The organism is Pseudomonas sp. GL93 (genome assembly GCF_003408955.1).
GTDB lineage: Bacteria > Pseudomonadota > Gammaproteobacteria > Pseudomonadales > Pseudomonadaceae > Aquipseudomonas > Aquipseudomonas paracarnis.
The window spans coordinates 24,341-47,299 of record NZ_NKRF01000062.1 but is presented as its reverse complement, the minus strand read 5'-3'; the positions used below and the strand labels follow the sequence as shown (position 1 = coordinate 47,299).

The 22,959-nt window shown below is 60.9% G+C and carries 21 protein-coding genes and 1 pseudogene; 8 read left to right on the top strand and 14 right to left on the bottom strand.

Annotated features, from left to right (window positions below; translation table 11 throughout):
• Positions 1 to 21: 21 nt before the first annotated feature.
• Both CER19_RS29410 and CER19_RS29405 read left to right on the top strand, forming a co-directional pair.
• Positions 22 to 1,134: pseudogene (locus CER19_RS29410) on the top strand (methyl-accepting chemotaxis protein); the annotation flags it as partial.
• A gap of 39 nt (positions 1,135 to 1,173) precedes the next feature.
• The gene (locus CER19_RS29405; protein ID WP_370706066.1) at positions 1,174 to 2,037 is read left to right on the top strand and encodes a methyl-accepting chemotaxis protein; all 864 of its coding nucleotides are present in this window, start codon (positions 1,174 to 1,176) and stop codon (positions 2,035 to 2,037) included.
• A 292-nt stretch (positions 2,038 to 2,329) separates the two neighbouring features.
• Here CER19_RS29405 and CER19_RS10965 read toward each other — a convergent pair whose 3' ends face one another.
• The 4 genes from CER19_RS10965 to CER19_RS10950 are packed head-to-tail and all read right to left on the bottom strand — an operon-like array spanning position 2,330 to position 6,423.
• Positions 2,330 to 2,698, bottom strand: a complete 369-nt coding sequence (locus CER19_RS10965) for a glyoxalase superfamily protein (RefSeq protein WP_116666436.1) — start codon at positions 2,696 to 2,698, stop codon at positions 2,330 to 2,332.
• Positions 2,699 to 2,727: 29 nt separating this feature from the next.
• Positions 2,728 to 4,191: an amidohydrolase family protein gene (locus tag CER19_RS10960; protein ID WP_116666435.1), complete on the bottom strand. Its 1,464-nt coding sequence runs from the start codon at positions 4,189 to 4,191 to the stop codon at positions 2,728 to 2,730.
• 1 nt (position 4,192) lies between these two features.
• Positions 4,193 to 5,053, bottom strand: coding sequence for a MurR/RpiR family transcriptional regulator (locus CER19_RS10955; protein ID WP_116666434.1), 861 nt, complete (start codon positions 5,051 to 5,053; stop codon positions 4,193 to 4,195).
• A 20-nt stretch (positions 5,054 to 5,073) separates the two neighbouring features.
• Entirely contained in the window at positions 5,074 to 6,423 is a 1,350-nt protein-coding gene (locus CER19_RS10950) for a gluconate:H+ symporter (protein ID WP_116666446.1), read from the bottom strand.
• Between the two features lie 243 nt (positions 6,424 to 6,666).
• Between CER19_RS10950 and CER19_RS10945 the strand changes: the two genes are divergently transcribed.
• On the top strand, positions 6,667 to 7,041 hold the full coding sequence (locus tag CER19_RS10945; RefSeq protein WP_116666433.1) for a lysozyme inhibitor LprI family protein: 375 nt from the start codon (positions 6,667 to 6,669) through the stop codon (positions 7,039 to 7,041).
• A 127-nt stretch (positions 7,042 to 7,168) separates the two neighbouring features.
• On the opposite strand, the gene CER19_RS10935 is transcribed toward CER19_RS10945, so the two are convergent.
• The 4 genes from CER19_RS10935 to CER19_RS10920 all read right to left on the bottom strand — a co-directional run bounded on the left by CER19_RS10935 (position 7,169) and on the right by CER19_RS10920 (position 11,513).
• The gene (locus tag CER19_RS10935; RefSeq protein WP_116666432.1) at positions 7,169 to 8,614 is read right to left on the bottom strand and encodes a SulP family inorganic anion transporter; all 1,446 of its coding nucleotides are present in this window, start codon (positions 8,612 to 8,614) and stop codon (positions 7,169 to 7,171) included.
• Between the two features lie 198 nt (positions 8,615 to 8,812).
• Positions 8,813 to 9,706, bottom strand: a complete 894-nt coding sequence (locus CER19_RS10930) for an NAD-dependent epimerase/dehydratase family protein (protein ID WP_116666431.1) — start codon at positions 9,704 to 9,706, stop codon at positions 8,813 to 8,815.
• Positions 9,707 to 9,809: 103 nt separating this feature from the next.
• Complete coding sequence (locus tag CER19_RS10925; RefSeq protein WP_116666430.1) at positions 9,810 to 10,706, bottom strand: LysR family transcriptional regulator; 897 nt, start codon at positions 10,704 to 10,706, stop codon at positions 9,810 to 9,812.
• A 42-nt stretch (positions 10,707 to 10,748) separates the two neighbouring features.
• Complete coding sequence (locus CER19_RS10920) at positions 10,749 to 11,513, bottom strand: sulfite exporter TauE/SafE family protein (protein WP_116666429.1); 765 nt, start codon at positions 11,511 to 11,513, stop codon at positions 10,749 to 10,751.
• Positions 11,514 to 11,698: 185 nt separating this feature from the next.
• On the opposite strand from CER19_RS10920, the gene CER19_RS10915 reads away from it, so the two are divergent.
• Entirely contained in the window at positions 11,699 to 12,577 is an 879-nt protein-coding gene (locus CER19_RS10915) for a LysR substrate-binding domain-containing protein (protein ID WP_116666428.1), read from the top strand.
• A gap of 45 nt (positions 12,578 to 12,622) precedes the next feature.
• On the opposite strand, the gene CER19_RS10910 is transcribed toward CER19_RS10915, so the two are convergent.
• Both CER19_RS10910 and kynU read right to left on the bottom strand, forming a co-directional pair.
• On the bottom strand, positions 12,623 to 14,050 hold the full coding sequence (locus CER19_RS10910; RefSeq protein WP_116666427.1) for an amino acid permease: 1,428 nt from the start codon (positions 14,048 to 14,050) through the stop codon (positions 12,623 to 12,625).
• Positions 14,051 to 14,213: 163 nt separating this feature from the next.
• Positions 14,214 to 15,464: a kynureninase gene (gene kynU, locus CER19_RS10900; RefSeq protein WP_116666426.1), complete on the bottom strand. Its 1,251-nt coding sequence runs from the start codon at positions 15,462 to 15,464 to the stop codon at positions 14,214 to 14,216.
• Between the two features lie 144 nt (positions 15,465 to 15,608).
• On the opposite strand from kynU, the gene CER19_RS10895 reads away from it, so the two are divergent.
• Positions 15,609 to 16,082 carry an Lrp/AsnC family transcriptional regulator gene (locus CER19_RS10895; protein ID WP_003194103.1) on the top strand — a complete coding sequence of 158 codons (474 nt, stop codon included), beginning with the start codon at positions 15,609 to 15,611 and terminating at the stop codon, positions 16,080 to 16,082.
• Between the two features lie 123 nt (positions 16,083 to 16,205).
• Here CER19_RS10895 and catA read toward each other — a convergent pair whose 3' ends face one another.
• From catA to CER19_RS10880, 3 genes are read right to left on the bottom strand one after another with little or no spacing between them, the layout of a single operon-like run.
• The gene (catA, locus tag CER19_RS10890) at positions 16,206 to 17,135 is read right to left on the bottom strand and encodes a catechol 1,2-dioxygenase (RefSeq protein WP_116666425.1); all 930 of its coding nucleotides are present in this window, start codon (positions 17,133 to 17,135) and stop codon (positions 16,206 to 16,208) included.
• 39 nt (positions 17,136 to 17,174) lie between these two features.
• A complete protein-coding gene (gene catC, locus CER19_RS10885) occupies positions 17,175 to 17,465 on the bottom strand; it encodes a muconolactone Delta-isomerase (RefSeq protein WP_116666424.1) in 291 nt (96 codons plus the stop codon).
• 12 nt (positions 17,466 to 17,477) lie between these two features.
• Complete coding sequence (locus CER19_RS10880; protein WP_116666423.1) at positions 17,478 to 18,605, bottom strand: muconate cycloisomerase family protein; 1,128 nt, start codon at positions 18,603 to 18,605, stop codon at positions 17,478 to 17,480.
• Between the two features lie 114 nt (positions 18,606 to 18,719).
• Between CER19_RS10880 and CER19_RS10875 the strand changes: the two genes are divergently transcribed.
• Positions 18,720 to 19,595, top strand: coding sequence for a LysR family transcriptional regulator (locus tag CER19_RS10875; protein ID WP_116666422.1), 876 nt, complete (start codon positions 18,720 to 18,722; stop codon positions 19,593 to 19,595).
• A 143-nt stretch (positions 19,596 to 19,738) separates the two neighbouring features.
• On the opposite strand, the gene CER19_RS10865 is transcribed toward CER19_RS10875, so the two are convergent.
• Positions 19,739 to 20,731: a helix-turn-helix domain-containing protein gene (locus CER19_RS10865; RefSeq protein ID WP_116666445.1), complete on the bottom strand. Its 993-nt coding sequence runs from the start codon at positions 20,729 to 20,731 to the stop codon at positions 19,739 to 19,741.
• Positions 20,732 to 21,042: 311 nt separating this feature from the next.
• Here CER19_RS10865 and antA point away from each other — a divergent pair, with 311 nt between their 5' ends.
• Both antA and antB read left to right on the top strand, forming a co-directional pair.
• Positions 21,043 to 22,434: an anthranilate 1,2-dioxygenase large subunit gene (gene antA, locus CER19_RS10860; protein WP_116666421.1), complete on the top strand. Its 1,392-nt coding sequence runs from the start codon at positions 21,043 to 21,045 to the stop codon at positions 22,432 to 22,434.
• Entirely contained in the window at positions 22,434 to 22,925 is a 492-nt protein-coding gene (antB, locus tag CER19_RS10855; protein WP_034128781.1) for an anthranilate 1,2-dioxygenase small subunit, read from the top strand. Before antA ends, antB begins: the two co-directional genes overlap by 1 nt.
• The last annotated feature ends 34 nt before the right edge of the window (positions 22,926 to 22,959 follow it).

The following is a 22,959-nucleotide window of genomic DNA, read 5'->3' as shown; positions in this document are numbered from 1 at the left end:
GGCAAGAAAAGCACTTTAGAAATGCCCCTTACCGCCGATACAGCCCTACACATCTTGGCTGGCTCAAACAAAAACACACCGTCCAGCAGACAGACATCGCTCTTCAAGGAGCTTTCGATGAACAGCTGGTTCGGTAACATCAGTGTCAATCTCAAACTCGGCCTGGGCTTCGGCCTGGTGCTGGTCCTCACCTCGATCCTGGCACTCACCGGCTGGACCAGCCTGGGCGGCCTGATCGACCGTAGCAACTGGATGAGCGACATCACCCAGCTCAACGCCTCGCTGACCAAGCTGCGGATCGTGCGCCTGCAATACATGCTGGCCAACGGCGACGAAGCCGTGGCGCAGAACGTGCAGACCAGCCTGGATGCCTTCGCAGCTCAACAACAGAAATTGCTGGACAGCTTCAAGAGCCCGGAAAACCTCAAGCTGCTCAATGAGCAGAAAGCCGTCATTACCGCTTACCGCCAGTCCCTGAACAAAATGCGCGAGGCCTATCGCAATGGCAACGCTGCGCGCGACGTCATGGGCGCCAAGGCAGACATCGCCAACGCACAGATCAATGCGCTGGAAACCAGTGTGCAGCAGTCACCCGACAGCCCGGAGCGCTTCACGCAGTTCCTGGCCGTGACCCAGGCCAAGAACGAATTCCTGCAGGCTCGCTACGAGGTGCGCGGCTATACCAATAGCCCCAACGCAGAAACCGAAGCCCGCGCTGCTACACAGCTGGAAAAAGCTGTCGCCGGTTTGAAAGGCCTCAGCGTTGCCTTCGGTGCCGGTCAGCAAAGCGCATTGTCCGCACTGGAAACCGCGCTTGGCGCCTATCGCAGTGCGGTGCAGAGCTACAAGGCGGCCAACGCCAATATCGTCACCGCCCGTGCCGAAATGACTACCCAGGGCGCCGACATCGTGACAATCAGCGACAAGCTGTACGACATCCAACTGGAACGTCGCGACGCCGAAAGCACCCAGGCCCGCAGCCTGCAATTGATCAGCACCTTGCTGGCTTTGCTGGTTGGCGTAATTGCCGCGTGGGTGATCACGCGCCAGATCACCCGCCCGATCCAGGACACCCTGGCGGTGGTAGAGCGCATCGCTTCGGGCGACTTGAGCCACAACATCCAGGTGACCCGTCGTGACGAACTGGGCGTGTTGCAGCAAGGCATCCAGCGCATGGGCACCACCCTGCGCGAGCTGATCAGCGGCATTCGCGACGGCGTCACTCAGATCGCCAGCGCCGCCGAAGAGTTGTCCGCCGTGACCGAGCAGACCAGCGCCGGCGTGAACAGCCAGAAGATCGAGACCGACCAGGTCGCCACCGCCATGCATGAAATGACGGCCACTGTGCAGGAAGTCGCGCGCAATGCCGAGCAGGCTTCCCAAGCCGCTTCCGACGCCGACGGCCAAGCCCGCGAAGGCGATAAAGTGGTGGCTGAAGCCATCGCCCAGATCGAACGCCTGGCGGCCGAAGTGGCGCGCTCCACCGACGCCATGACGCACCTGCAACAAGAGAGCAACAAGATCGGCAGCGTGATGGACGTGATCAAGGCCGTGGCTGAACAGACCAACCTGCTGGCACTTAACGCCGCCATTGAAGCTGCGCGTGCCGGTGAAGCCGGCCGTGGCTTTGCCGTGGTCGCCGACGAAGTGCGCGGCCTGGCCCAGCGTACACAGAAATCCACCGAGGAAATCGAAGGCCTGGTGGCAGGCTTGCAGAACGGCACCCAACAAGTCGCCAGCGTGATGAACAACAGCCGCAGCCTCACCGACAGCAGCGTCGAGCTGACCCGCAAGGCAGGCGTATCCCTGGAGAACATCACCCGCACGGTGTCGAATATCCAGTCGATGAACCAGCAGATCGCAGCGGCCGCCGAACAGCAGAGCGCCGTGGCCGAAGAGATCAGCCGCAGTATTGTGAATGTGCGGGATGTGTCCGAGCAGACGGCGACGGCCAGTGACGAGACGGCGAAGTCGAGTGTGGAACTGGCGCGTTTGGGCAGCCAGTTACAACAGATGGTCAGTCATTTCCGGGTTTAAAAAACCACAACCACTGTGGCGAGGGAGCTTGCTCCCGCTGGGGTGCGAAGCGCCCCCAAAAAACGGACTGCTACGCAGTCCAACGGGAGCAAGCTCCCTCGCCACAGGTGCAAACTTAGACATACTCGGCCCTCCTAGAGTTGGGCCTTACCTCCAGCGCACTTACCGGAACACGTGAGCCTTTGGACGCGGGTCAATGCGTCCTTTGAGATAGCAAACCCCAGCCACTCACTGGGTTTGCAATAAAAAACCGCCCTACTAAGGCGGTTTTTTATTGCCTGCCATTTACCCTTCAGCCCTCGCTGTCCTCGACAAACACCAGCCGATTCCCAAACGGATCGCGGATGCTCATTTCCCGCGACCCCCAGGGCGTGTCTTCAACCCCAGGCTTGGCATATCGGTACTCTTTGCCCAGCAATTGCTGCTGATACGCATCGACCCCTTGGGCCTGGATCCGCACAGCCGCCCCCGGCGAAGCATCGCCATGATGCTCGGACAAATGCAGCACACACTCGCCCAGCGACACTTGTAGGTACAACGGGAAGTTCGCCTCGAAACGATGCTGCCAATCGACCTTGAACCCCAAGAAGTCGACGTAGAACTCCAACGCCTTGGCCTCATCGAAAATCCGCAGGATGGGGGTGACTTTTCCTAAGTGCATGGCGACTGCTCCGTGTATGAAAGCGCCCACTATAGAGACGAAAACCCACCACGCAAATCCCCACTGCGCGCCAGGAATCGCCCCGGCCGCTGCCCATTGGCCTGCCCATCGCGGTAACTCAACACGCCGTTGACCCACACGCCATCAATCCCTTCTGCCGCCCGTTGCGGCACCTTGAAATCGGCCACATCACGCACCCGCAGCGGGTCGAACAGCACCAGGTCGGCCCAATACCCTTCACGGATTTCACCACGCTCGGATAAACCAAAGCGCGCTGCCGACAAGCCCGTCATCTTGTGCACCGCCGTGTGCAACGGGAACAAACCAACATCCCGGCTGAAGTGCCCCAGCACCCGTGGAAACGCACCCCACAAGCGCGGGTGGGGAAACGGGTCTTCGGGCAACCCATCCGAGCCCACCATCGACAACGGATGCGCGAGGATGCGCCGTACATCGTCTTCATCCATGCCGTAATACACCGCCCCCGCCGGCTGCAAGCGACGGGCCGCGTCCAGCAGCGAAACACCCCACTCGGCGGCGATATCCTGCAAGTCGCGCCCGCCCATTTGTGGGTGCGGCGTCGACCAGGTGATGGTAATGCGAAACGCGTCGGTGACCTGTTTGAGGTCCAGGGTCGAGGAGCTGGCGGCATAGGGATAGCAATCACAGCCCACCGGATGTTTTTTTGCCGCGGCTTCAAGCGACGCCAACAACTGCGGACTACGCCCCCAGTTACCGGCACCGGCGCATTTAAGGTGGGAAATGATCACCGGCACCTTGGCATGGCGGCCGATCAGGAACGCCTCCTCCATCGCCTCCAGCACCGGCTCGAATTCGCTGCGCAAATGGGTGGTGTACACCGCACCGTAGGCGGTCAACTCTTCGGTGAGTTGCAACACCTCATCGGTCTCGGCACTGAACGCGCTGGCATAGGCCAGGCCTGTGGATAAACCCAGGGCGCCGGCTTCCAGGCTCTCTTGCAGTTGTATACGCATCGCCGTGATTTCACCGGGCGTGGCCGTGCGGTGCAGGTCGTCCATATGGTTGCTGCGCAGGGCTGTGTGGCCAATCAATGCGGCGACATTCACCGCCGGATGGGCGTCTTCCACTGCGTTGCGATAATCGCTGAACCGCGGATAGCAAAACGCCTCACTGTTGCCCAGCAAGTTCATCGGGTCCGGTGGGTCGCCGGGCAAACTCACCGGCGAGGCACTGATGCCACAGTTGCCGACAACCACCGTGGTCACGCCCTGGCTGAGCTTGGGCAGCATCTGCGGCTGGCGGATCACCACCGTGTCATCGTGGGTGTGTACATCGATAAAGCCCGGCGCCAATACGCGGCCATGGGCGTCGATGACCTGTTCGGCCTCGGCTGTGGACAAGTCGCCAATCGTTTTGATACGCCCTTCATGCAATCCCACATCGGCGACATACCCTGGGGTGTTACTGCCATCGATGATCAGCGCCTGGCGAATCAGCGTGTCGTACTTCATATCAGTCTCCAAGCGGCAGGCTGTCAGGGCCGCCGCGGTAATCGTCCAGGGCCAGTTTGATCCGGCGCAGGCGTTCCTGGTTGTCGTCCGGCAGTGCCAGCGCCAGCTCGGTGGCGAGCAGGTCGATAGCCAGCAGCATGCCGTAGCGGGCCGCAGTGGGCTTGTAGATAAAACTGGTTTCCGCCGGTTGCAGCGGCAGCACGACATCCGCCAACTGCGCCAGAGGCGAATCGGCAAGGGTGATGGCAACGATCCGCGCGTCGTAGTTGCGCGCCAGCGTCACCACCTCCAGTAACTCAGGGGTCAGGCCCGTGAGCGAGCAGACGATCACGGCATGTTCGGGCCCCAGGGTCGCCGCCGTGACACGCATCATCACAGGGTCATGGCTGGCGGCAATCGGATAGCCCAGACGCACCAGGCGCACCTGCAACTCATCGCTGCACAGGCTCGACGGCCCGCCCATGCCGAACGCATGGATCATCCGCGCCTTGCCCAACAGCTTGACCGCATCACCAAAACTGCGCTGGTTGAAACCCGACAGATGCTGACGCAACGTCGCCTCGATATCTCCCAGAATCTGCCGATGAAACGCTGACTGTTCTGGCTTGCCCGTAGGGTCCAGGAAGCGGCTGCCCACGCCGCTGGCCTGGGCCAATTGCAGGCGCAAATCGCGCAAGTCACGGCAGCCGACACTGCGGGCGAAGCGTGACAAGGTGGCGGTACTTACCTCAGCCCGTTGCGACAGTTCCTCCAGGCTGGCGGAGGCGGCAAAGCCCACATCCTTAAGCATCAGCTTGGCGATACGCCCTTCGCCGGCACTGAAAGCGTCCTGGCGGGCGCGGATCTGATAGAGGATGTCCATGGGGGCTCCGGGTTACAGGCTCATAAAACAAGGGACAGACCGTAGGTCAGGCCGAAGGCGACCAGCGAAATCAAGGTCTCCAGTACGGTCCAGGTCTTGAAGGTCTGGATCACCGTCATATTGAAGTATTCCTTGATCAGCCAGAAGCCACCGTCGTTGACATGGGAAAAGATCACCGAACCCGCACCGGTCGCCAGCACCAGCAATTCGGGGTGTGGATAACCCAAGCCCAAGGCGACCGGCGCGACCACGCCCGACGCCGTGGTCATGGCGACCGTGGCCGAGCCGGTGGCGATACGCATCAGGGCGGCGAACAGCCAGCCCATCACCAGCGGCGACAAGTGAAACGCATGGGCAAGGCCCAGGATTTCATTCGTCACACCAGCATCCACCAGGATGCGATTCAAACCACCGCCCGCCCCCACCAGCAAGGTGATGCTGGCAGTCGGCGCCAGGCATTCGTTGGTGAACTTGAGAATCGACTCGCGGTTAAAGCCCTGGGCCAGGCCCAAGGTCCAGAAACTCACCAGGGTCGCCACCAACAGGGCAATCACCGAGTTGCCGATAAACAACAGGAACTGGTTGAAACCGCTGCCCGGCGTGGAAATCACATTGGCCCAGCCGCCGATCATCATCAACACCACCGGCAACAGGATGGTACCCATCGTCAACGCAAAGCTGGGCAGGCGCGTACGCGGTTCACGCTCGATAAACTGGCGCTCCAGCGGGTTTTCCGCCGGCAAATGAATGTGCGGCACGATGAACTTGGCGTAGACGGGCCCGGCAATGATCGCCGTGGGGATGCCAATCAGGATCGCATACAGCACCGTTTGCCCGACCGAGGCGTTATAGGCCAGCACCGCCATCATTGCCGCCGGGTGCGGCGGCACCAACGCATGCACCACCGACAGGCCAGCGACCATCGGCAGCCCGACCATCAGGATCGACACGCCCACGCGCCGCGCCACGGTAAAGGCGATCGGCACCAGCAACACAAAGCCGACTTCGAAAAACAGCGGCAGCCCCACCAGGAATGCAATACACACCATCGCCCAGTGGGCATTGCGCTCACCGAAGCGGTTGATCAGCGTGCGCGCCACCTGCTCGGCGCCGCCCGACTCGGCCATCATCTTGCCGAGCATGGTGCCCAGCGCCACCACCAGGGCGATATGCCCCAGGGTCTTGCCGACACCCGCCTCGTACGAACCCATGATGGTGTCCGCTGGCATCCCGGCCATCAGCGCCAGACCGATGGACACCAGGGTAATCACGATAAAGGGGTTGAGTCGGTAGCGTGCAATCAGCACGATCAATGCAATGATGGCGATGGCAGCGTATGCCAACAGCCCGAAGCCCGGTGATGCGGCCATGCGGTACTCCTCGGAAAGGGTCACGTCGAATTGGTTGTGAAACTCATAAATCATTCCCGAGGAGTATTTTCAATTTTCATGAAAGTAATTTTCGCCCATGGATAAGCGCTGTCGCTTGGGGATATGCCCGACGCGGGCCGATGAAAATTCGGGGGGTGTTCTTACATGAAGATCAGAGAAGACGGAAACTCAAACGCCGCCCTTGAGTCATAGACTGCGCATCCACTGCCCAGGAAACCGCTCATGATTCGCACCACAATCGCCGCCAGCGTCCTGCTCTTGTGCGGCAGCGCTTATGCCGCCGACAACCCTGCCTTGAAAACATGCATGGACAGCGCGAATACCACCGCAGACATGGTCAACTGCAACGCCAGGCAAACCAAGGTGCAGGACGACCGCCTGAACCGCGCCTACAAAACCGCCCTCGCCGCCCAGGAAGGCCCGCGCAAACAGCAACTGCAAGACGTGCAGCGCCTGTGGATCAAATACCGCGACGCCAATTGCGCCTTCGCTGGCAGTGCCACCGGCGGCACGATTGATCAGGTCAATGGCACAGGCTGCGTGCTGGACATGACCCAGACCCGCGCCCAGGAGCTCGAAGACCTGGTCGGGCCGTAACAATGAACCTGCCACCTGTAGGAGCGAGCTTGCTCGCGAAAAACTCGAGAACGCCGCGTGGCGTCAGAATGCCCGCGTTATCGTTGACGATTTTCGCGAGCAAGCTCGCTCCTACAAAGGTAGGTGTTCAGTCATGCTGAACCCTGGCACGCTTGAGCAACTTCTTGCAGCGCTCGGATAAATGCAGCACCCGCAGGTGCTTGCCGGCCTTGGTATAGCGCTCGCGCAGGGTCATCAGCGCGGCAATCGCCGAATAGTCGACAAAGCTCAGGTGACGGCAATCCAGCGTGACCTGGGCCGGATCGTTGGCCGGGTCGAATTGATTCAGGAACGGCGTGGTCGAGGCAAAGAACAAGGTGCCATGCAGACGGTAAAGCTTGCTGCCGTCAGCCTCCAGGTGTTCATCCGCGTACAGCTCCCGCGCCTGTTGCCAGGCAAAGTTAAGCGCGGCGATAACGATACCGCACAGCACAGCGGTGGCCAGGTCGGTAAACACGGTAATGATCGTCACCGCCATGATCACCAGCACATCATTGAGCGGCACCTTGTTGATCACCCGCAACGACGCCCAGGCGAAGGTCTGTTGCGACACCACGAACATCACGCCCACCAACGCCGCCAGCGGAATCCGCTCGATCAGTGGCGACAGAAACAGAATGAACAATAGAATCATCACCCCGGCAAACACACCGGAGAAACGCCCCCGCCCGCCGGAGCTGAGGTTGATCACGGTTTGCCCGATCATCGCGCAACCGCCCATGCCGCCAAACAGGCCCGAAACCATATTCGCCGCGCCCAGGGCCACGCTTTCGCGGTCAGGATAACCACGGGTCTCGGTGATTTCGTCGGTGAGGTTGAGGGTCAGCAAGGTTTCCAGCAGGCCAACCATCGCCATCAAAAACGCGTAGGGCGCGATGATGCCGAGGGTTTCCAGGGTCCAGGGAATCTGCGGCAGCGCGAAGGTCGGCAAGCCACCGGCGATGTGCGCCATATCCCCCAAGGTGCGGGTCGGCAAACCAAGCAGGTACACCGCCAGGCCCACCCCCAGAATCGCCACCAGCGCGGGCGGCACGGCACGGGTCAGGCGGGGCAACAGGTACACAATGGCCATGGTTGCCGCCACCAGCCCGGCCATCACGTACAGCGGCGTGCCGCTGAGCCAGGTTTCACCGCTCTTGAAATGCTCCAATTGCGCCAGCGCAATGATGATCGCCAGGCCGTTGACGAAGCCGAGCATCACCGAATGTGGCACCATGCGCACCAGCTTGCCCAGGCGCAGCAGGCCGAAAGCGACCATGATCAACCCGCCCAGCAACACCGTCGCCAGCAGATACTCCACGCCGTGCTGCACCACCAGCGCGACGATCACCACCGCCATGGAGCCGGCCGCGCCCGAGACCATGCCCGGGCGGCCGCCGAACAACGCGGTGAGGGTGCAAATGATGAAAGCACCGTAGAGGCCCATCAGCGGGTTGAGATGGGCCACCAGCGCAAAGGCGATGCATTCGGGCAGCAAGGCGAAAGACGTGGTGAGGCCGGCCAGGGCGTCGGCGCGCAGACGGGTGAGGTTCATGGAGTACCAGGGAATTGCGGGGGATAAGGCGGGGAATGGTACGAAATTGCGGCGGGTGGGGCTAGTGAAGTGTCAGCTCCGATGTACCGAGTCGCCTCTTTCACAGGCAAGCCAGCTCCCACACTTTTCAGGTGTGAACCCTGTCAAAGGTGGGAGCTGGCTTGCCTGCGATGGCCGCACCACGGTGCTAAGCGAACATCACACCATCTCGTTGCGAATCCACTCCACCACCGACGTGCGCTTAGGCGCCCACCCCAACAGTTCACGGGCGTATTTGCCGCGCACTCGGCTATTGGAGCCCAACCCGTAGTTGGCCATTTCATAGCCCCACTCGGCCTCAGCCTCGGCCAATGGCCAATCCTGTGGTTTGCCCAGGTTCAGCGCTTGGGCAATCGCCGTGGTCATGTCGATGAATGCTGCTTCGCTGCTTTCCACAAAATAGAAAGTCCCCGGAACGTTCTTGGTCAACGCCAGCAGATACAGGGCGACCACATCTTCAATATGCACGTTGGACCAGATGTTCTGCCCACTGCCCACATGGCGCACCACCCCGCTTTTGCGCGCCTGCTTGAGCAAGCGCGGCAATTGCACGCTGTCACGCTTCACGCCCAGGCTGTGGCCGTAGATCAGGGTGTTGCAGATCACCGCCGAATTCACGCCGTCATTGGCCGCCGCGAGGATCAGGTTGTCGATGGCCACGCGGGCAGCCTTGTCGACGGTCGGCTCAGGCAGATTGTCTTCCAAGTAGATGACTTCACTGGCCTTGCCGCCGGAAGCATCGCCCACGATGCTTGAACCGCTGGTGTGCAGGAATGGCTTGTTCGAGCCTTTCAAGGCCGCCAGCAAGGTTTCCACGGCGGCGCGGTGATCGCTGCTGGCGGCATTGATTACTGCATCGGCCTTGTGCGCCTGCTCGGTCAATACGGCTGCGTCATCGAGGGTGCCAATCACGGGCGTGATGCCCAGGGCGGTCATCTGCGCGGCTTGTTCGGCGCTGCGCACCAGGCCGGTGACGTGGTGGCCCGCCTTGACCAGGCCGGTAGCGATGGAACCGCCGATAAAACCTGCGGCGCCGGTAACGAATACATTCATGGAGGTTGCTCCTGACTGGGTAAGTGATGCGCCCAGTATCCAGCCCCCACTGCTGCCGAATAAGCCCGTACGACCCAATTCACTCTTGCGTACAGATCACGAATCAGCGCGCATACCGCGCCAGCTTGGCCTGAATGAAGTCCAGGAAGCACTGGATGCGCAACGCCAATTGCGAGTTGCGGTAGAACACCGCGTGAATCGGCTGGCGATAGCCACTGTTGAACGCCTCCAGCAACGGCACCAGGCGCCCGGCTTCAAGGTCGTGCACCGTCATGAAGTTCGACAGGCAACCAATGCCCTGCCCTTGCAGCGCCAACTGCCGCAAGGTTTCACCACTGGAGGCGCTGACGCCGGGCTGGATCAGCCAGCGGTCACCTTCGCCATGGCGCAGCGGCCAGTGGTTGAGGCTTTCGGTGTGGGTAAAGCCCAGCAGTGTGTGGTCGGCCAGTTGGGCCACGGTTGTGGGAGTGCCGTATCGCTGGAGGTAATCGGGGCTGGCCAGGATATGCAGCGGCGTGCTGCCCAGAAAGCGCGCATGCAGGGTCGAGTCGGCCAGGGCGCCGATGCGAATGGCGATGTCCGTGCTTTGCTCCAGCAGATCAATGATCAAGTCATCGCTGTTGAGTTCCAGCTGAATATCCGGGTAGAGGCTGCGAAACTCGGCGATGTACGGCACGATCCCATGCAGCATGAACGGCACGGCGGCGTTGATACGCAGGCGCCCGGCCGGTTTCTTCTGGCGCGACGACAGGCGCTCTTCCAGCTCATCCATCTGCGCCAGGATCAGCTTAGCCTGCTCGAAGAAGTACTTGCCCTCTTCGGTCAGGTCCATGCGCCGCGTGGTGCGGTTGATCAAGGTGGTGTCGAGCTTGGCTTCCAGGCGCGACAAGGTGCGGCTGACCGCCGATGGCGTTTGCCCGACCTTTTCGGCGGCGGCGGAAATCGAGCCGCACTCGATCACGCTGACAAAAATCTGTAGTTCATCAGATCGGGCTTTCACGGGCAGTCCTTCATTGAGCGGCTGACAAATGCCCGGTCATTATTAACCAGCCAGCAACAAATGGCCTCCCAACAACGCCATGCCGGTGAAAAATCCACGTTTGAACCACAAGGCACTGATGCGCCGGCGAACCACCTGGCCCAGCCACATCCCCAGCAAGGCCGGCACCAGCGCCAACACCGACGCCCCCATTTCACCTCCGCCCAGCACACCGCGCCAAGCCAACCCGGCGGCAAGTGCCAACGTCGACACGGTGAACGACAGCCCCAGCGCCTGCACCAACTGATCACGGCTCAAGCCCAGCGCCTGCAGATACGGCACCGCAGGGATCACGAAGACACCGGTGGCCGAGGTAATGATGCCAGTGATCACACCACACAAGGGGCCCAGCCAGCGCTCTGTTCGGGGCGCGACCTTGAAGGTCGGCAGGAATAACCCGCTCAGCGCATACACCAGTAAAGCCGCGCCCAGGGCACGCACCACCCAAGGCCCGCTGCCCATGCCCAGCCACAAGGTGCCCAGCCCGGTGCCGAGGAAAATCAGCAGCAGCATCGGCCACAGGCGTTTGAGCAAGGCCCCCAAATGCCCGCCAAAGGCCAGTTGCCAGAGGTTGGTCACCGTCGAAGGAATGATCAGCAATGCCGCAGCCTGCGCCGGCAGCATAGCCAGGCCAAGCATGCCCATGGCTACAGTGGGCAAGCCCAGGCCGATGACGCCCTTCACCGTACCGGCCAGCAGGAACGTGGTGATGACCAGCGCTGTCAGGGCGGGGCCGAGGTTTTGGTAGAACGCTAGGAAGGTATTCATGCACCGATTGTGCAGGGCTGGAGAGTGGCTGAAAATTCGCCATATACTGAGCCAGCCTCTTGTTTTGTGTGAGGCTGACGCCGCTATCGCAGGCAAGCCAGCTCCCACATTTGGAATTGTGAATACATTCAAGTGTGGGAGCTGGCTTGCCTGCGATGAGGCCCTTCCAGTCACTGGGAAACGTCATGCACTTTGACCTGATCGACCTGCGCCTCTACCTGCACATCCTGGACACCGGCAACATCACCGCCGGTGCAGCCCGCAGCCATTTATCCCTGGCTGCCGCCAGCGCCCGCATCCGAGCGATGGAGTCGTCACTGGGCATTGCGTTTCTCGACCGTGGCCGCCGTGGCGTGACCCCAACACCCGCAGGCAAAGCCCTGGCCCGGCATGCTCGCCTGCTGCTGCAACAGGCCGACCACCTGCAACAAGACCTGGCCGAATACGCCAATGGCGTCAAAGGCCAGGTACGCCTGTTGTGCAACACCACCGCCCTCAGCGAATACCTGCCTGAACTGCTGGCGGATTTTCTGCGCGAGCACCCCAACCTCGATATCGACCTGCAAGAGTTGCCCAGCCTGCGCATCACCCACGCCTTGCGCCAGGGTACGGCGGACCTGGGGATTATTTCCGATGCGGTAGACACCCACGGCTTGCAGACCCTGGCGTTTCGCGATGATCCGCTGGTGCTGATCATGCCCCTGGACCACCCGTTGACCAGCGCGAGTTTTATCGAGAGCTTGCAATACGACTACGTGGGCCTGGCGGCCAACAGCGCGTTGGCGGTTTACCTGGAAGAACAGGCACTGCACGCTGGCTTTCGCTTGCAGACGCGCATTCGCGCCGACGGTTTTGATGGGGTGATTCGCATGGTCGCCGGCGGTGCGGGCCTGGGCATCGTGCCTCAGGCCGCCTTGGAGCGCTGGCCGTCAGAACGTCGTTTCAAGGCCCACCCCCTGCAAGAAGAATGGGCCTGCCGCAAACTGTTGTTATGCGCACGCTCGTTTGAGCAATTGCCCGGTTACGCCAGCACCTTACTCGCTGCGCTCGCCGCCCCCCTGTAGGAGCGAGCTCACGAAGATCGCCAACGATAACGCGCGCTATCAGGTTCAACGCGGGGCTCTCGGGTTTTTCGCGAGCAAGCTCGCTCCTACAGAGGATGTGCGTTTGTGAAAGAAGGTGTAGTAAACCGCCGACAAGATCACCAGGAACGGCACGCCAAACACCAGCGTCATCTTGAATGCGTCGGTGAAATAGGTGGTGATCATCACCGCTGCCATCAGCACCAGCCCCAGCAATGTGCTGTAGGGAAACAGGCGCAACTGGAACGACAACTTCGCCCCGCCATGACGCTTGCGATAGCGGCGGAAAAACAGGTGCGTGAGGAAGATCATGAACCAGGTGAAGATCGCGCCAAACATCGAGATCGCCATCATCAGGGTGAACGAGCTTTCCGGGTACACCACGTTGAGCAACGTCGCCAGGGCAATGCCCGAGCTGGACAGCAGCAATGCGTTGAGCGGGATGCCGTTCTTGCTCAGCGCGCCCATGGACTTGGGCGCAAAACCTGCGCGCGACAGGCTGAACATCATGCGCGTGGTGATGTAGAGCTGACTGTTCATGGCCGACAGCGCCGCGATCAGGATCACGAAATTCATCACCCCGGTGGCACCGGGGATGCCGATGGTCTGCATCACCGTGACAAACGGGCTCTGGGCCTGGCCCGCCTGGTTCCAGGGCACGATGGCGAGCATCAGCGCCAGGGTCAGCAGGTAGAACACCACCAACCGCACGATGGTGGCGCGAAAGGCTTTCTTCACCGCCTGCTCCGGGTCGGCGGCTTCACCGGCGGCCACGGCGATCATCTCGACACTGAGATAGCTGAAGATCGACACGATCACCGCGATCCACATGCCACTCAACCCATGGGGGAAAAAGCCGTCGTGGGCCGTGTAGTTCTGCACCCCGTAGGCAGGGTTGCCGGAGCCGAACACCACATACACCGCCAGGATGATGAAACCGACAATGGCGCTGATCTTGATCGTCGAGAACCAGTACTCGAAGTTGCCGAAGGTCTTCACGCTGATCGCATTGAGCACAATCAACACACTGGAAAACGACACGATCCACACCCACTCCGGCACGTTGGCGAACCAGTACTTCATGTACATCGCCACCGCCGTGACCTCGGCCCCCACCGCCAGCACAATCGCCGCCCAGTAGGCATAACGCACCAGGAACCCGGCCAACGGGCTGATGTAGAACTCGGCATAGGCGCCAAAGGAGCCGGAGGTGGAATGGGCCACGGTCATCTCCGCCAGGCAGCCCATCAGCAACAAGGTGATCAACGCGCCAATGGCGTAGCTCACCAGCACGCTCGGCCCGGCATAGCCAATGGCATAGGCGCTGCCCATGAACAGCCCGGTGCCGATGGCGCCACCGATGGCGATCATGCTCATCTGGCCGGAAGTGAGCTGGCGCCTCAGGCCCAGTTCGCGGTGGGTAATTTCTGCAAAGCCGTTGTCTGGCGTGGTCACTGGTGTGCCCCTTTATTATTGTGATTGCACTGCTTTCTGGTTGAAACACTGTCCCCTGTGGGAGCGGGCTTGCTCGCGAATGCGGTGTATCAGTCAACATGGATGTTGGATGTCAGGCCGCATTCGCGAGCAAGCCCGCTCCCACATTTTGATCCGAGTTGTATCAGGTAACGCTGTTTCGGACTTTGAATTGCGGCTGGTCCCAGGTGCGGTTGTCGAGAATTTCACCAAGGATTTCCACGGCGTCCCACACTTCGGTAAAGCTTGTGTACAGCGGCGTGAAACCAAAGCGCATGATCCGCGGCTCACGGTAATCGCCGATCACGCCTCGGGCGATCAGGGCCTGGATTACCGCGTAACCTTCAGGGTGTTCAAAGCTCACATGGCTGCCGCGCCTGGCGTGCTCACGCGGCGTGATCAGTTCCAGGCCATGGGTGGCGCAGCGGCTTTCGACCAACGCGATAAACAGGTCGGTCAACGCCAGGGATTTGCGGCGCAGGCTGGCCATGTCGGTCTGGGCGAAAATGTCCAGGCCGCATTCCACCATGGCCAACGAAGTGATCGGCTGGGTACCGCACAGGTAGCGGGCAATGCCAGCGCTGGGGGCGTAAGTCGACTCCATGGCGAACTGCCGGGTATGCCCGAACCAGCCGGACAACGGCTGGCGCACCACATCCACCAACGCCGGGTTGACCCACACAAACGCCTGGGAGCCCGGGCCGCCGTTGAGGTATTTGTAGGTGCAGCCAATCGCATAATCCGCATTGGCCTGGTGCAGGTCGACAGGCACCGCGCCCGCCGAATGCGCCAGGTCCCAGATGCTCAGCGCGCCGCACTCGTGGCTCAGAGTGGTGAGCGCTTGCATGTCGTACATGTAGCCAGTCTTGTAGTTGACGTGGGTGAGCATCCCCACCGCCACGTCCGCGTCGATGGCCTGGGGCAGTTCCGCCGGGCTGTTCACCAGGCGCAGGGAATAGCCTTGTTGCAGCAGTTCGGCCAAGCCTTCGGCGATGTACAAGTCGGTGGGAAAGTTGCTCGCTTCGCTGACGATGACCTTGCGCGCAGGTGTACGTTGGCGCTGCACACTCAAGGCGGCGCTGAGCACTTTGAACAGGTTGATCGAGGTGGTATCGGTGATCACCACCTCGCCGTCACGCGCACCAATCAATGGCGCCAGGCGATTGCCCAGGCGCTGGGACAAGTCCGCCCAGCCAGCGCTGTTCCAGCTGCGGATCAAGCCATTGCCCCACTCCTCGGCGATCACCTGCCGGGCCCGCTCCAGCGCCGCCACCGGGCGGGCGCCGAGGGAATTACCGTCGAGGTAGATCACACCCTCGGGCAAGGCGAACTGAGCGCGCAATGGCGCCAATGGATCCTGGGCGTCGAGGGCTTGGCAATGGCTTCGAGTGGTCATGGGTCGTCCTGGTTTTTATAAGTGAATATGGAGCAAATAATGAACGAAGATTTACAGAATTTTCGTGCAAAGTGGTGGGTAACAGGCTAATTAAGCTGTAGGAAATTCGAATTTAACCCCTAAACACGCGGATATATTCTAAGCATGATTCTCGACGCCACCGACCTGCGCCTCCTGCACTTTCTGCAACAGGATGGCCGTATCAGCAACCAGGAACTGGCGGAAAAAGTCGCGTTGTCGCCGTCCGCATGCCTGCGCCGTTTGCGCCTGCTGGAGAGCGAGGGAATCATCAGCGGCTACCGCGCGGTATTGAACGCCGAGCAGTTGGGGATCGAGCTGGAAGCCATCGTGCACCTGTCGTTGCGCCAGGATGTGGAGGACTGGCATGAGACGTTCATCAAGAAAGTGCAAGGCTGGCCAGAGGTGGCGAGCGCCTATGTGATCACCGGCGCCAGCAACTATGTGCTGCGGGTGCAAGCGCGCAACCTCAAGCACTTTTCGGACTTTATCGTGAACCACCTGAACCGCACGGCGGGGGTGATGGATATCCGTTCGGAGATAGTGCTGCAGAAGATCAAGGATCGGGATGAGGTGTTGGACCTGGTCCTACGCAAGTAACCGCACCACCATAGAAACCCTGTGGGAGCGGGCTTGCTCGCGAATGCGGTGGATCAGCCAGCCCATGTATTAACTGGCCCACCGCATTCGCGAGCAAGCCCGCTCCCACATTTCCAACCGTATTCAGTCCTCTAGGGCGCGTACGCGTTGCATGCGTTTCTGCTCGACCGGCGCGGCGGCAGGCTGCAACTCAAAGTCAAAATCAATCTGCGCAAACCGCCCTTGCACGCCAAACTCCCGCGCCAGTTGCGGATCGTCACTGAAACGAATCTCGGCAATCAGTTCATCCCGGGTGGCGTAGGCAAAGTCATCATGCAGGTAAGGGTCATCCGACAGGTTGATCTGCGTGGTCAGGTGCCGGTGCCCAGGCGCCGAGATGAAGAAGTGGATATGCGCCGGCCGCTGACCGTGGCGCCCCAACTGGTCGAGCAACTGCTGCGTCGGCCCGGTCGGCGGGCAGCCGTAGCCTGAAGGTACGATGCTGCGAAAACGGTAGTTGCCCTGGGCGTCGGTCTCGATGCGCCGGCGCAGGTTGAACTCAGACTGCGTCGGGTCGAACCACGAATAAGTGCCGCCCGTATTGGCCTGCCACACATCGACAATCGCCCCTGCCAACGGCTTGCCCTCGGTATCACGCACTTGCCCGCGCATGAACAACGGCACCGCGTCATCCTTACCATCATCCAGCCGTGCCTCGTACTTGGACAGCGGCGCACCGGCCACATACAACGGGCCTTCGATGGTGCGCGGCGTGCCGCCCGACTTGCCGGCCTCCTCGTCGGCGGCGTCCATCAACAGGTCCAGGTAATGCTCCAGGCCCAAGCCGGCGGCAAGCAGGCCGGCCTCTTGGTTTTTGCCCAGCTCATTGAGGTAGTTGACCGCCTTCCAGAACTCTTCCGGGGTCACTTCCAGGTCTTCGATGATGTTTACGGTGTCGCGCAGGATCCGGTAAATCAGCGCCTTGGTGCGTGGGTTGCCCGCGTCATTGAGGTTACCGCTGGCTTCTTCGAGAAACTGTTGGGCATGGGCAGTCTGGGACAGGCGGATGGTCATGGTGCACTCCTCATCTTGTTATTAGGCTTAAAAAGGGGCTCAGCGGTCGTCCGCATGGACCGACGACGGATGCCGGCACAACGCATTCACTTCGATGGCCATGTAGGGGAACAACGGCAATTGCATCAGCAGGTCGTGCAGGTCCTGCACGCTGTCGACATCGAACACGCTGTAGTTGGCGTAATGCCCGGCGATGCGCCACAGGTGGCGCCATTTGCCCTCTTGTTGCAGGCGCTGCGCCAAGGCTTTCTCCTCGGCCTTGAGGCTGGCGGCGCGCTCGGGGTGCATGTCGAGGGGCAGGTTCACGGTCATTTTTACGTGGAACAACATGGCAGAGGCCTCTTAGTGTTTGTCACGGCGAAAGAACGCCAGGCGCTCTTCATCGAGCGTCAGGCCCAGGCCCGGCGCAGTGGACACATGCAGCTGGAAATCGCGGTACACCGGTGGCTCGGTAAGAATGTCTTCAGTGAGCAACAGCGGGCCGAACAGTTCGGTGCCCCACGCCAGGGTGTTCAGCGTGAGAAAGGCATGGGCCGAGGCCAGGGTGCCAATGCCACCTTCAAGCATGGTGCCGCCGTACAGGCCGATGCCAGCCGCTTCGGCAATCGCCGCCGTGCGCAATACAGCGCGAGGGCCGCCGTTCTTGGCGATCTTGAGGGCGAACACCGTGGCCGCGCCTTCACGGGCCAGGTTGAAGGCGTCTTCCACACATTCGATAGATTCATCGGCCATGATCGGCACCGGGCTCGACAGGTTGAGCCGGGCCATGCCGCCACGGTTATTGCGTGAGATCGGTTGTTCGATCAGGTCGATACCGTGGTCGCCGAGTACCTTGCATGCCCGCAGGGCCACGGCTTCATCCCAGGCCTGGTTGACGTCGACGCGCACACTGGCGCGCTCGCCCAGGGCTTTTTTGATCGCGATCACATGGGCCAGGTCGCGGTTGACCTCCCCCGCGCCGATCTTCAATTTGAAGAGGCGGTGACGGCGCAGGTCGAGCATTTTCTCGGCCTCGTTGATGTCTTGTTCGGTATTACCGCTGGCCAGCGTCCAGGCCACCGGCAACGCGTCCCGCACACGCCCGCCAAGCAGCTCACTGACCGGCAGCCCGAGGCGTTTGCCGAGGGCGTCGAGCAAGGCGCTTTCGATACCGGACTTGGCAAAGGTGTTGCCGCGAATACTACGCTCCAGGCGCAACATCGCCGCGTTGACGTTACTCGCGTCCTGGCCGATCAGCAGCGGCGCGAAGTGACAGTCGATGTTGACCTTGATGCTGTCGGGGCTCTCGTTGCCGTAGCTCAGGCCGCCGATGGTGGTGGCTTCACCGATGCCTTCGATGCCGTCGGTGCAGCGTAGGCGGATGATGACGAGGGTCTGGTTTTGCATCGTGTGCATCGCCAGCTTGTGCGGGCGAAGGGTGGGCAGGTCGACGATGACAGTTTCAATCGACTCGATGGCGCAAATCGGCATGGCAATACCCGTTGGGTTCTTTATAGATTTGCCTCGATTCTGTTCCGCATTTTTTTGGGCTTCCAATATAGAATTGGTCTGATGCAATACCCTTAAGGTATGAAAGGAGTCGATATGGAACTGCGTCACTTGCGCTATTTCCAGGTGCTGGGCGAGACCCTCAACTTCACCCGAGCGGCCGAACGCTTGCATATCGCCCAGCCGCCTTTGAGCCGGCAGATCCAGCAACTGGAGGACGAACTCGGGGTGGTGCTGCTGGAACGCAGCCGCCCCTTGCGGCTGACCGAGGCCGGACGGTTTTTCTATGAGCATGCCAATGTGCTGCTCGAACAACTGGGCAAGGTCTGCGACAACACCCGACGCATCGGCCAAGGCGAGAAAACCTGGCTGGGCATTGGCTTTGCACCGTCGACCTTGTACGGCGTGCTGCCGGAATTGATTCGACGCCTGCGCACTCACGAGGCCCTGGAGCTGGAGTTGGGCTTGTCGGAAATGACCACCTTGCAGCAGGTCGAAGCGCTCAAGGCTGGCCGCATTGACGTGGGCTTCGGGCGCATTCGCATTGACGACCCGGCCATCGTCCAGCGCGTACTGGTGGAGGATCGTCTGGTGGCCGTGCTGCCCAGCGGTCACCCGTTGCTGGGCGCCCCGGCCACCCTCGCCCAGTTGGCCGCCGAACCCTTTGTGCTCTACCCCGGCAACCCGCGCCCCAGTTATGCCGACCATGTGATCGCACTGTTCGACGCCCATGGCTTGAGCGTGAAGGTGGCGCAGTGGACCAACGAATTGCAGACCGCTATTGGCCTGGTGGGCGCAGGTATAGGCGTGACGCTGGTGCCCGCGTCGGTGCAGGTGCTGCATCGGGCGGATATTGGCTATACGCCAGTGGTGGAGGCGACGGCGAGTTCGCCGATCATCCTCAGCCGGCGGGGGAATGATCAGTCGCCGGGGCTGACTCATTGCCTGCAGCTGGTTGAAGAGTTGATCTGAGATTTTCCCAAACACCACAATTCCCTTGTAGGAGCGAGCTTGCTCGCGAAAAACTCACAGGCGCCGCGTTCATCCAGCAAGCACGCGTTATCGTTGACGCTTTTCGCGAGCAAGCTCGCTCCTACATTTGATCTTCATTGGTTTCAGAGGCTGCGCAGGCGCTTGCGTTGCAATGTCTGGCTGGGCGACTCATCGAACAGCTTGCGGTACTCCGCCGAAAACCGCCCCAGGTGCGTAAACCCCCAACCCAGGGCAATTTCAGAGATGGTGCGGATCGAGCCCTGCTCCAGAATCTCTTGGCGCACCGCCCCCAACCGATGCTTCTTCAGATACGCCATGGGCGACAGTGCGAAGTACTTGCGAAACGCATCAAACAGTTTGAAACGCGACACGCCTGCCGCCGCTTCCAGGTCTTCCAGGTGCAGCGCTTCACGGGCGTTGTCGTGGATGAATTGCCGCGCGCGGATCAGGTAGTGCGGCAGTTTCACCCCCAGCACGTCGCGCAGTTCTTCGGAGTAGTTATTCGGTTGGGCCAGGATCAGGCCCTTGATCAGCGAGCTTTCCAGGTCTCGAGTAAACGCCGCCTGCTCGTACAGTTCACTGCTGCGTTCCAGCTCGGCGATGAAATAACGCGCCATGCGCCACCACGAAGCCGGTGCTCCGTCCACAGCATCCATCACCGACTCAAACCGCAGCGGTGCATCGATGGGCCGTTGCAGCAAACCTTCCAGCGATTCGCTCATCGCCGCGCGGGTGATCACCACCTGCAACTTGCGGCAGTCACCGGAAATCGCCAGCACCTGATGCTCATTGGGCGAAATGATCACGCCTTGGTCGCGGTTGGAACTGAGACGTTCACCGTTCTTGCTCAGCTCCTGCTCGCCCACCAACGGCAGGCTCAAGCTGTAGCTGCTGAAGTGCTCGGCGTCCTCGATGTCGATAGTCACATCGGTGCCGTACTCGATCACGCCCAGGGTGGTGGCGCGGGACTTGAACACGTTGGCGCTGTGGTGAAAGCGCAGGCGTTCGGGGGTGGCCGTCGCCAGGCGGTGGGGCCCGCAGATGCCGGACATCCAGCTGCGCGCGCCTTCCAGGTCGAAGCGTTGAATATGAATATCGCGTGTCTGGCTACTCATCAGGGTGCACCCACGGCGGTTAGGCATTTGCGCGCTCTGGCGGCGCGTCGTTGAACCTCGACAGCAAGTTCCAGGCCACGCCAGCAGCATGGCCACTGGGTGGATAGTAACGGTCGACTATGTGGATAAATCCCAGGGTTTTACGACCATCGCCCACCATCACAGTAGCCCATGCCGTCACCTGCGCGCACCGCCATGGGTATTTGCTGCCCAACTTTGCGGCCTGCGTTCCCCCATTAAGCGGATAGCCCGCCACCGCATTGCAGCCGCTTAATGGCTCACCGTTTAGCCATGATCAAAAGGTACCTCCCATGAGTGGTGCAAGAACCGTCGAACAGTGGAAATCCTTTATCGAAAGCTGCCTGGACTTTCGCCCGGCGGATGAAGTGTTCCGCATCGCCCGCGACATGTTCACCGAGCCCGAGCTGTTCGACCTGGAGATGGAACTGATCTTCGAGAAGAACTGGATCTACGCCTGCCACGAAAGCGAACTGGCCCATAACCACGACTTCGTGACGATGCGCGCCGGGCGCCAGCCGATGATCATCACCCGCGACGGCGAAGGCCGGCTCAACGCGCTGATCAACGCCTGCCAGCATCGCGGCACCACCCTCACCCGCGTGGGCAAGGGCAACCAGTCCACCTTCACCTGCCCGTTTCACGCCTGGTGCTACAAAAGCGACGGCCGACTGGTGAAGGTCAAGGCGCCGGGGGAATACCCGGAAGGTTTCGACAAGGCCACCCGCGGCCTGAAAAAAGCGCGCATCGACAGCTACAAGGGCTTTGTGTTTATCAGCCTGGACGTGAATGGCACCGACAGCCTGGAAGATTTCCTTGGCGACGCCAAAGTGTTCTTCGACATGATGGTGGCGCAATCGGCCACCGGAGAGTTGGAGGTGCTGCCGGGCAAGTCCGCCTACACCTACGACGGCAACTGGAAACTGCAAAACGAAAACGGCCTGGACGGTTATCACGTCAGCACCGTGCACTACAACTATGTGGCCACCGTGCAGCATCGCCAGCAGGTCAACACCGAGAACGGCGCAGGTTCCAGCACGACGCTGGACTACAGCAAGCTCGGCGCCGGCGACGCGAACACCGACGACGGCTGGTTCGCCTTCAACAATGGCCACAGCGTGTTGTTCAGCGACATGCCCAACCCCAGCGTACGCTCCGGCTACGCCACCATCATGCCGCGCCTGGTAGAAGAACACGGCCAGCAGAAGGCCGAGTGGATGATGCACCGCCTGCGCAACCTGAACATCTACCCCAGCCTGTTCTTTCTCGACCAGATCAGCTCGCAGTTGCGCATCATCCGCCCAGTGGCCTGGAACAAGACCGAGATCATCAGCCAGTGCCTGGGGGTCAAGGGTGAGTCCGACGCCGATCGCGAAAACCGGATTCGCCAGTTCGAAGACTTCTTTAACGTTTCGGGCATGGGTACGCCGGACGATCTGGTGGAGTTTCGCGAAGCCCAACGCGGTTTCCAGGGCCGCCTGGAACGCTGGAGCGATATCTCACGGGGCAGCCACCGCTGGGAGACCGGACCCACGCCCAACAGTGAAGCCATCGGCATTCAACCGGCCATGACCGGCACTGAATTCACCCACGAAGGCTTGTACGTCAACCAGCACCGCAATTGGCAACAGTTTCTGCTCAAGGGCCTGGACCGACAAGCGCTGACACTGCGGGAGGTGAAGTGATGAATGCGCAATTGCAGTACCAGATCGAGCAGTTCTTCTACCGCAAGTCCGAGCTGTGCGACGCCCAGGACTGGGACGCCTACGTGCAGTTGTTCGACCCGCAGAGTGAATTCCACCTGCCGCAATGGGACTCGGAACACGTCTACACCCAAGACCCCAAGCGCGAGATGTCGTTGATCTACTACGCCAACCGTTCGGGCCTGGAAGACCGCGTGTTCCGCCTGCGCACCGGCAAGGCCGCCTCTGCCACGCCGATGCCGCGCACCTTGCACCTGATCAATAACGTACGCATTGCCGAGCAGGCCGACGGCACGTTGGAGGTGCGTTTGAACTGGCACACGTTGTTTTATCGCCTGGCCACGTCCGAGCAGTTCTACGGGCATGCGACCTATCGCCTCAAGCCCGAGGGTGACAGCTGGTTGATCACGCGCAAGCACGCGCTGCTGCTCAACGACACCATCAATTCGGTGCTGGATTTCTATCATCTGTAATCAAGCACATCACACCCTGTGGCGAGGGAGCTTG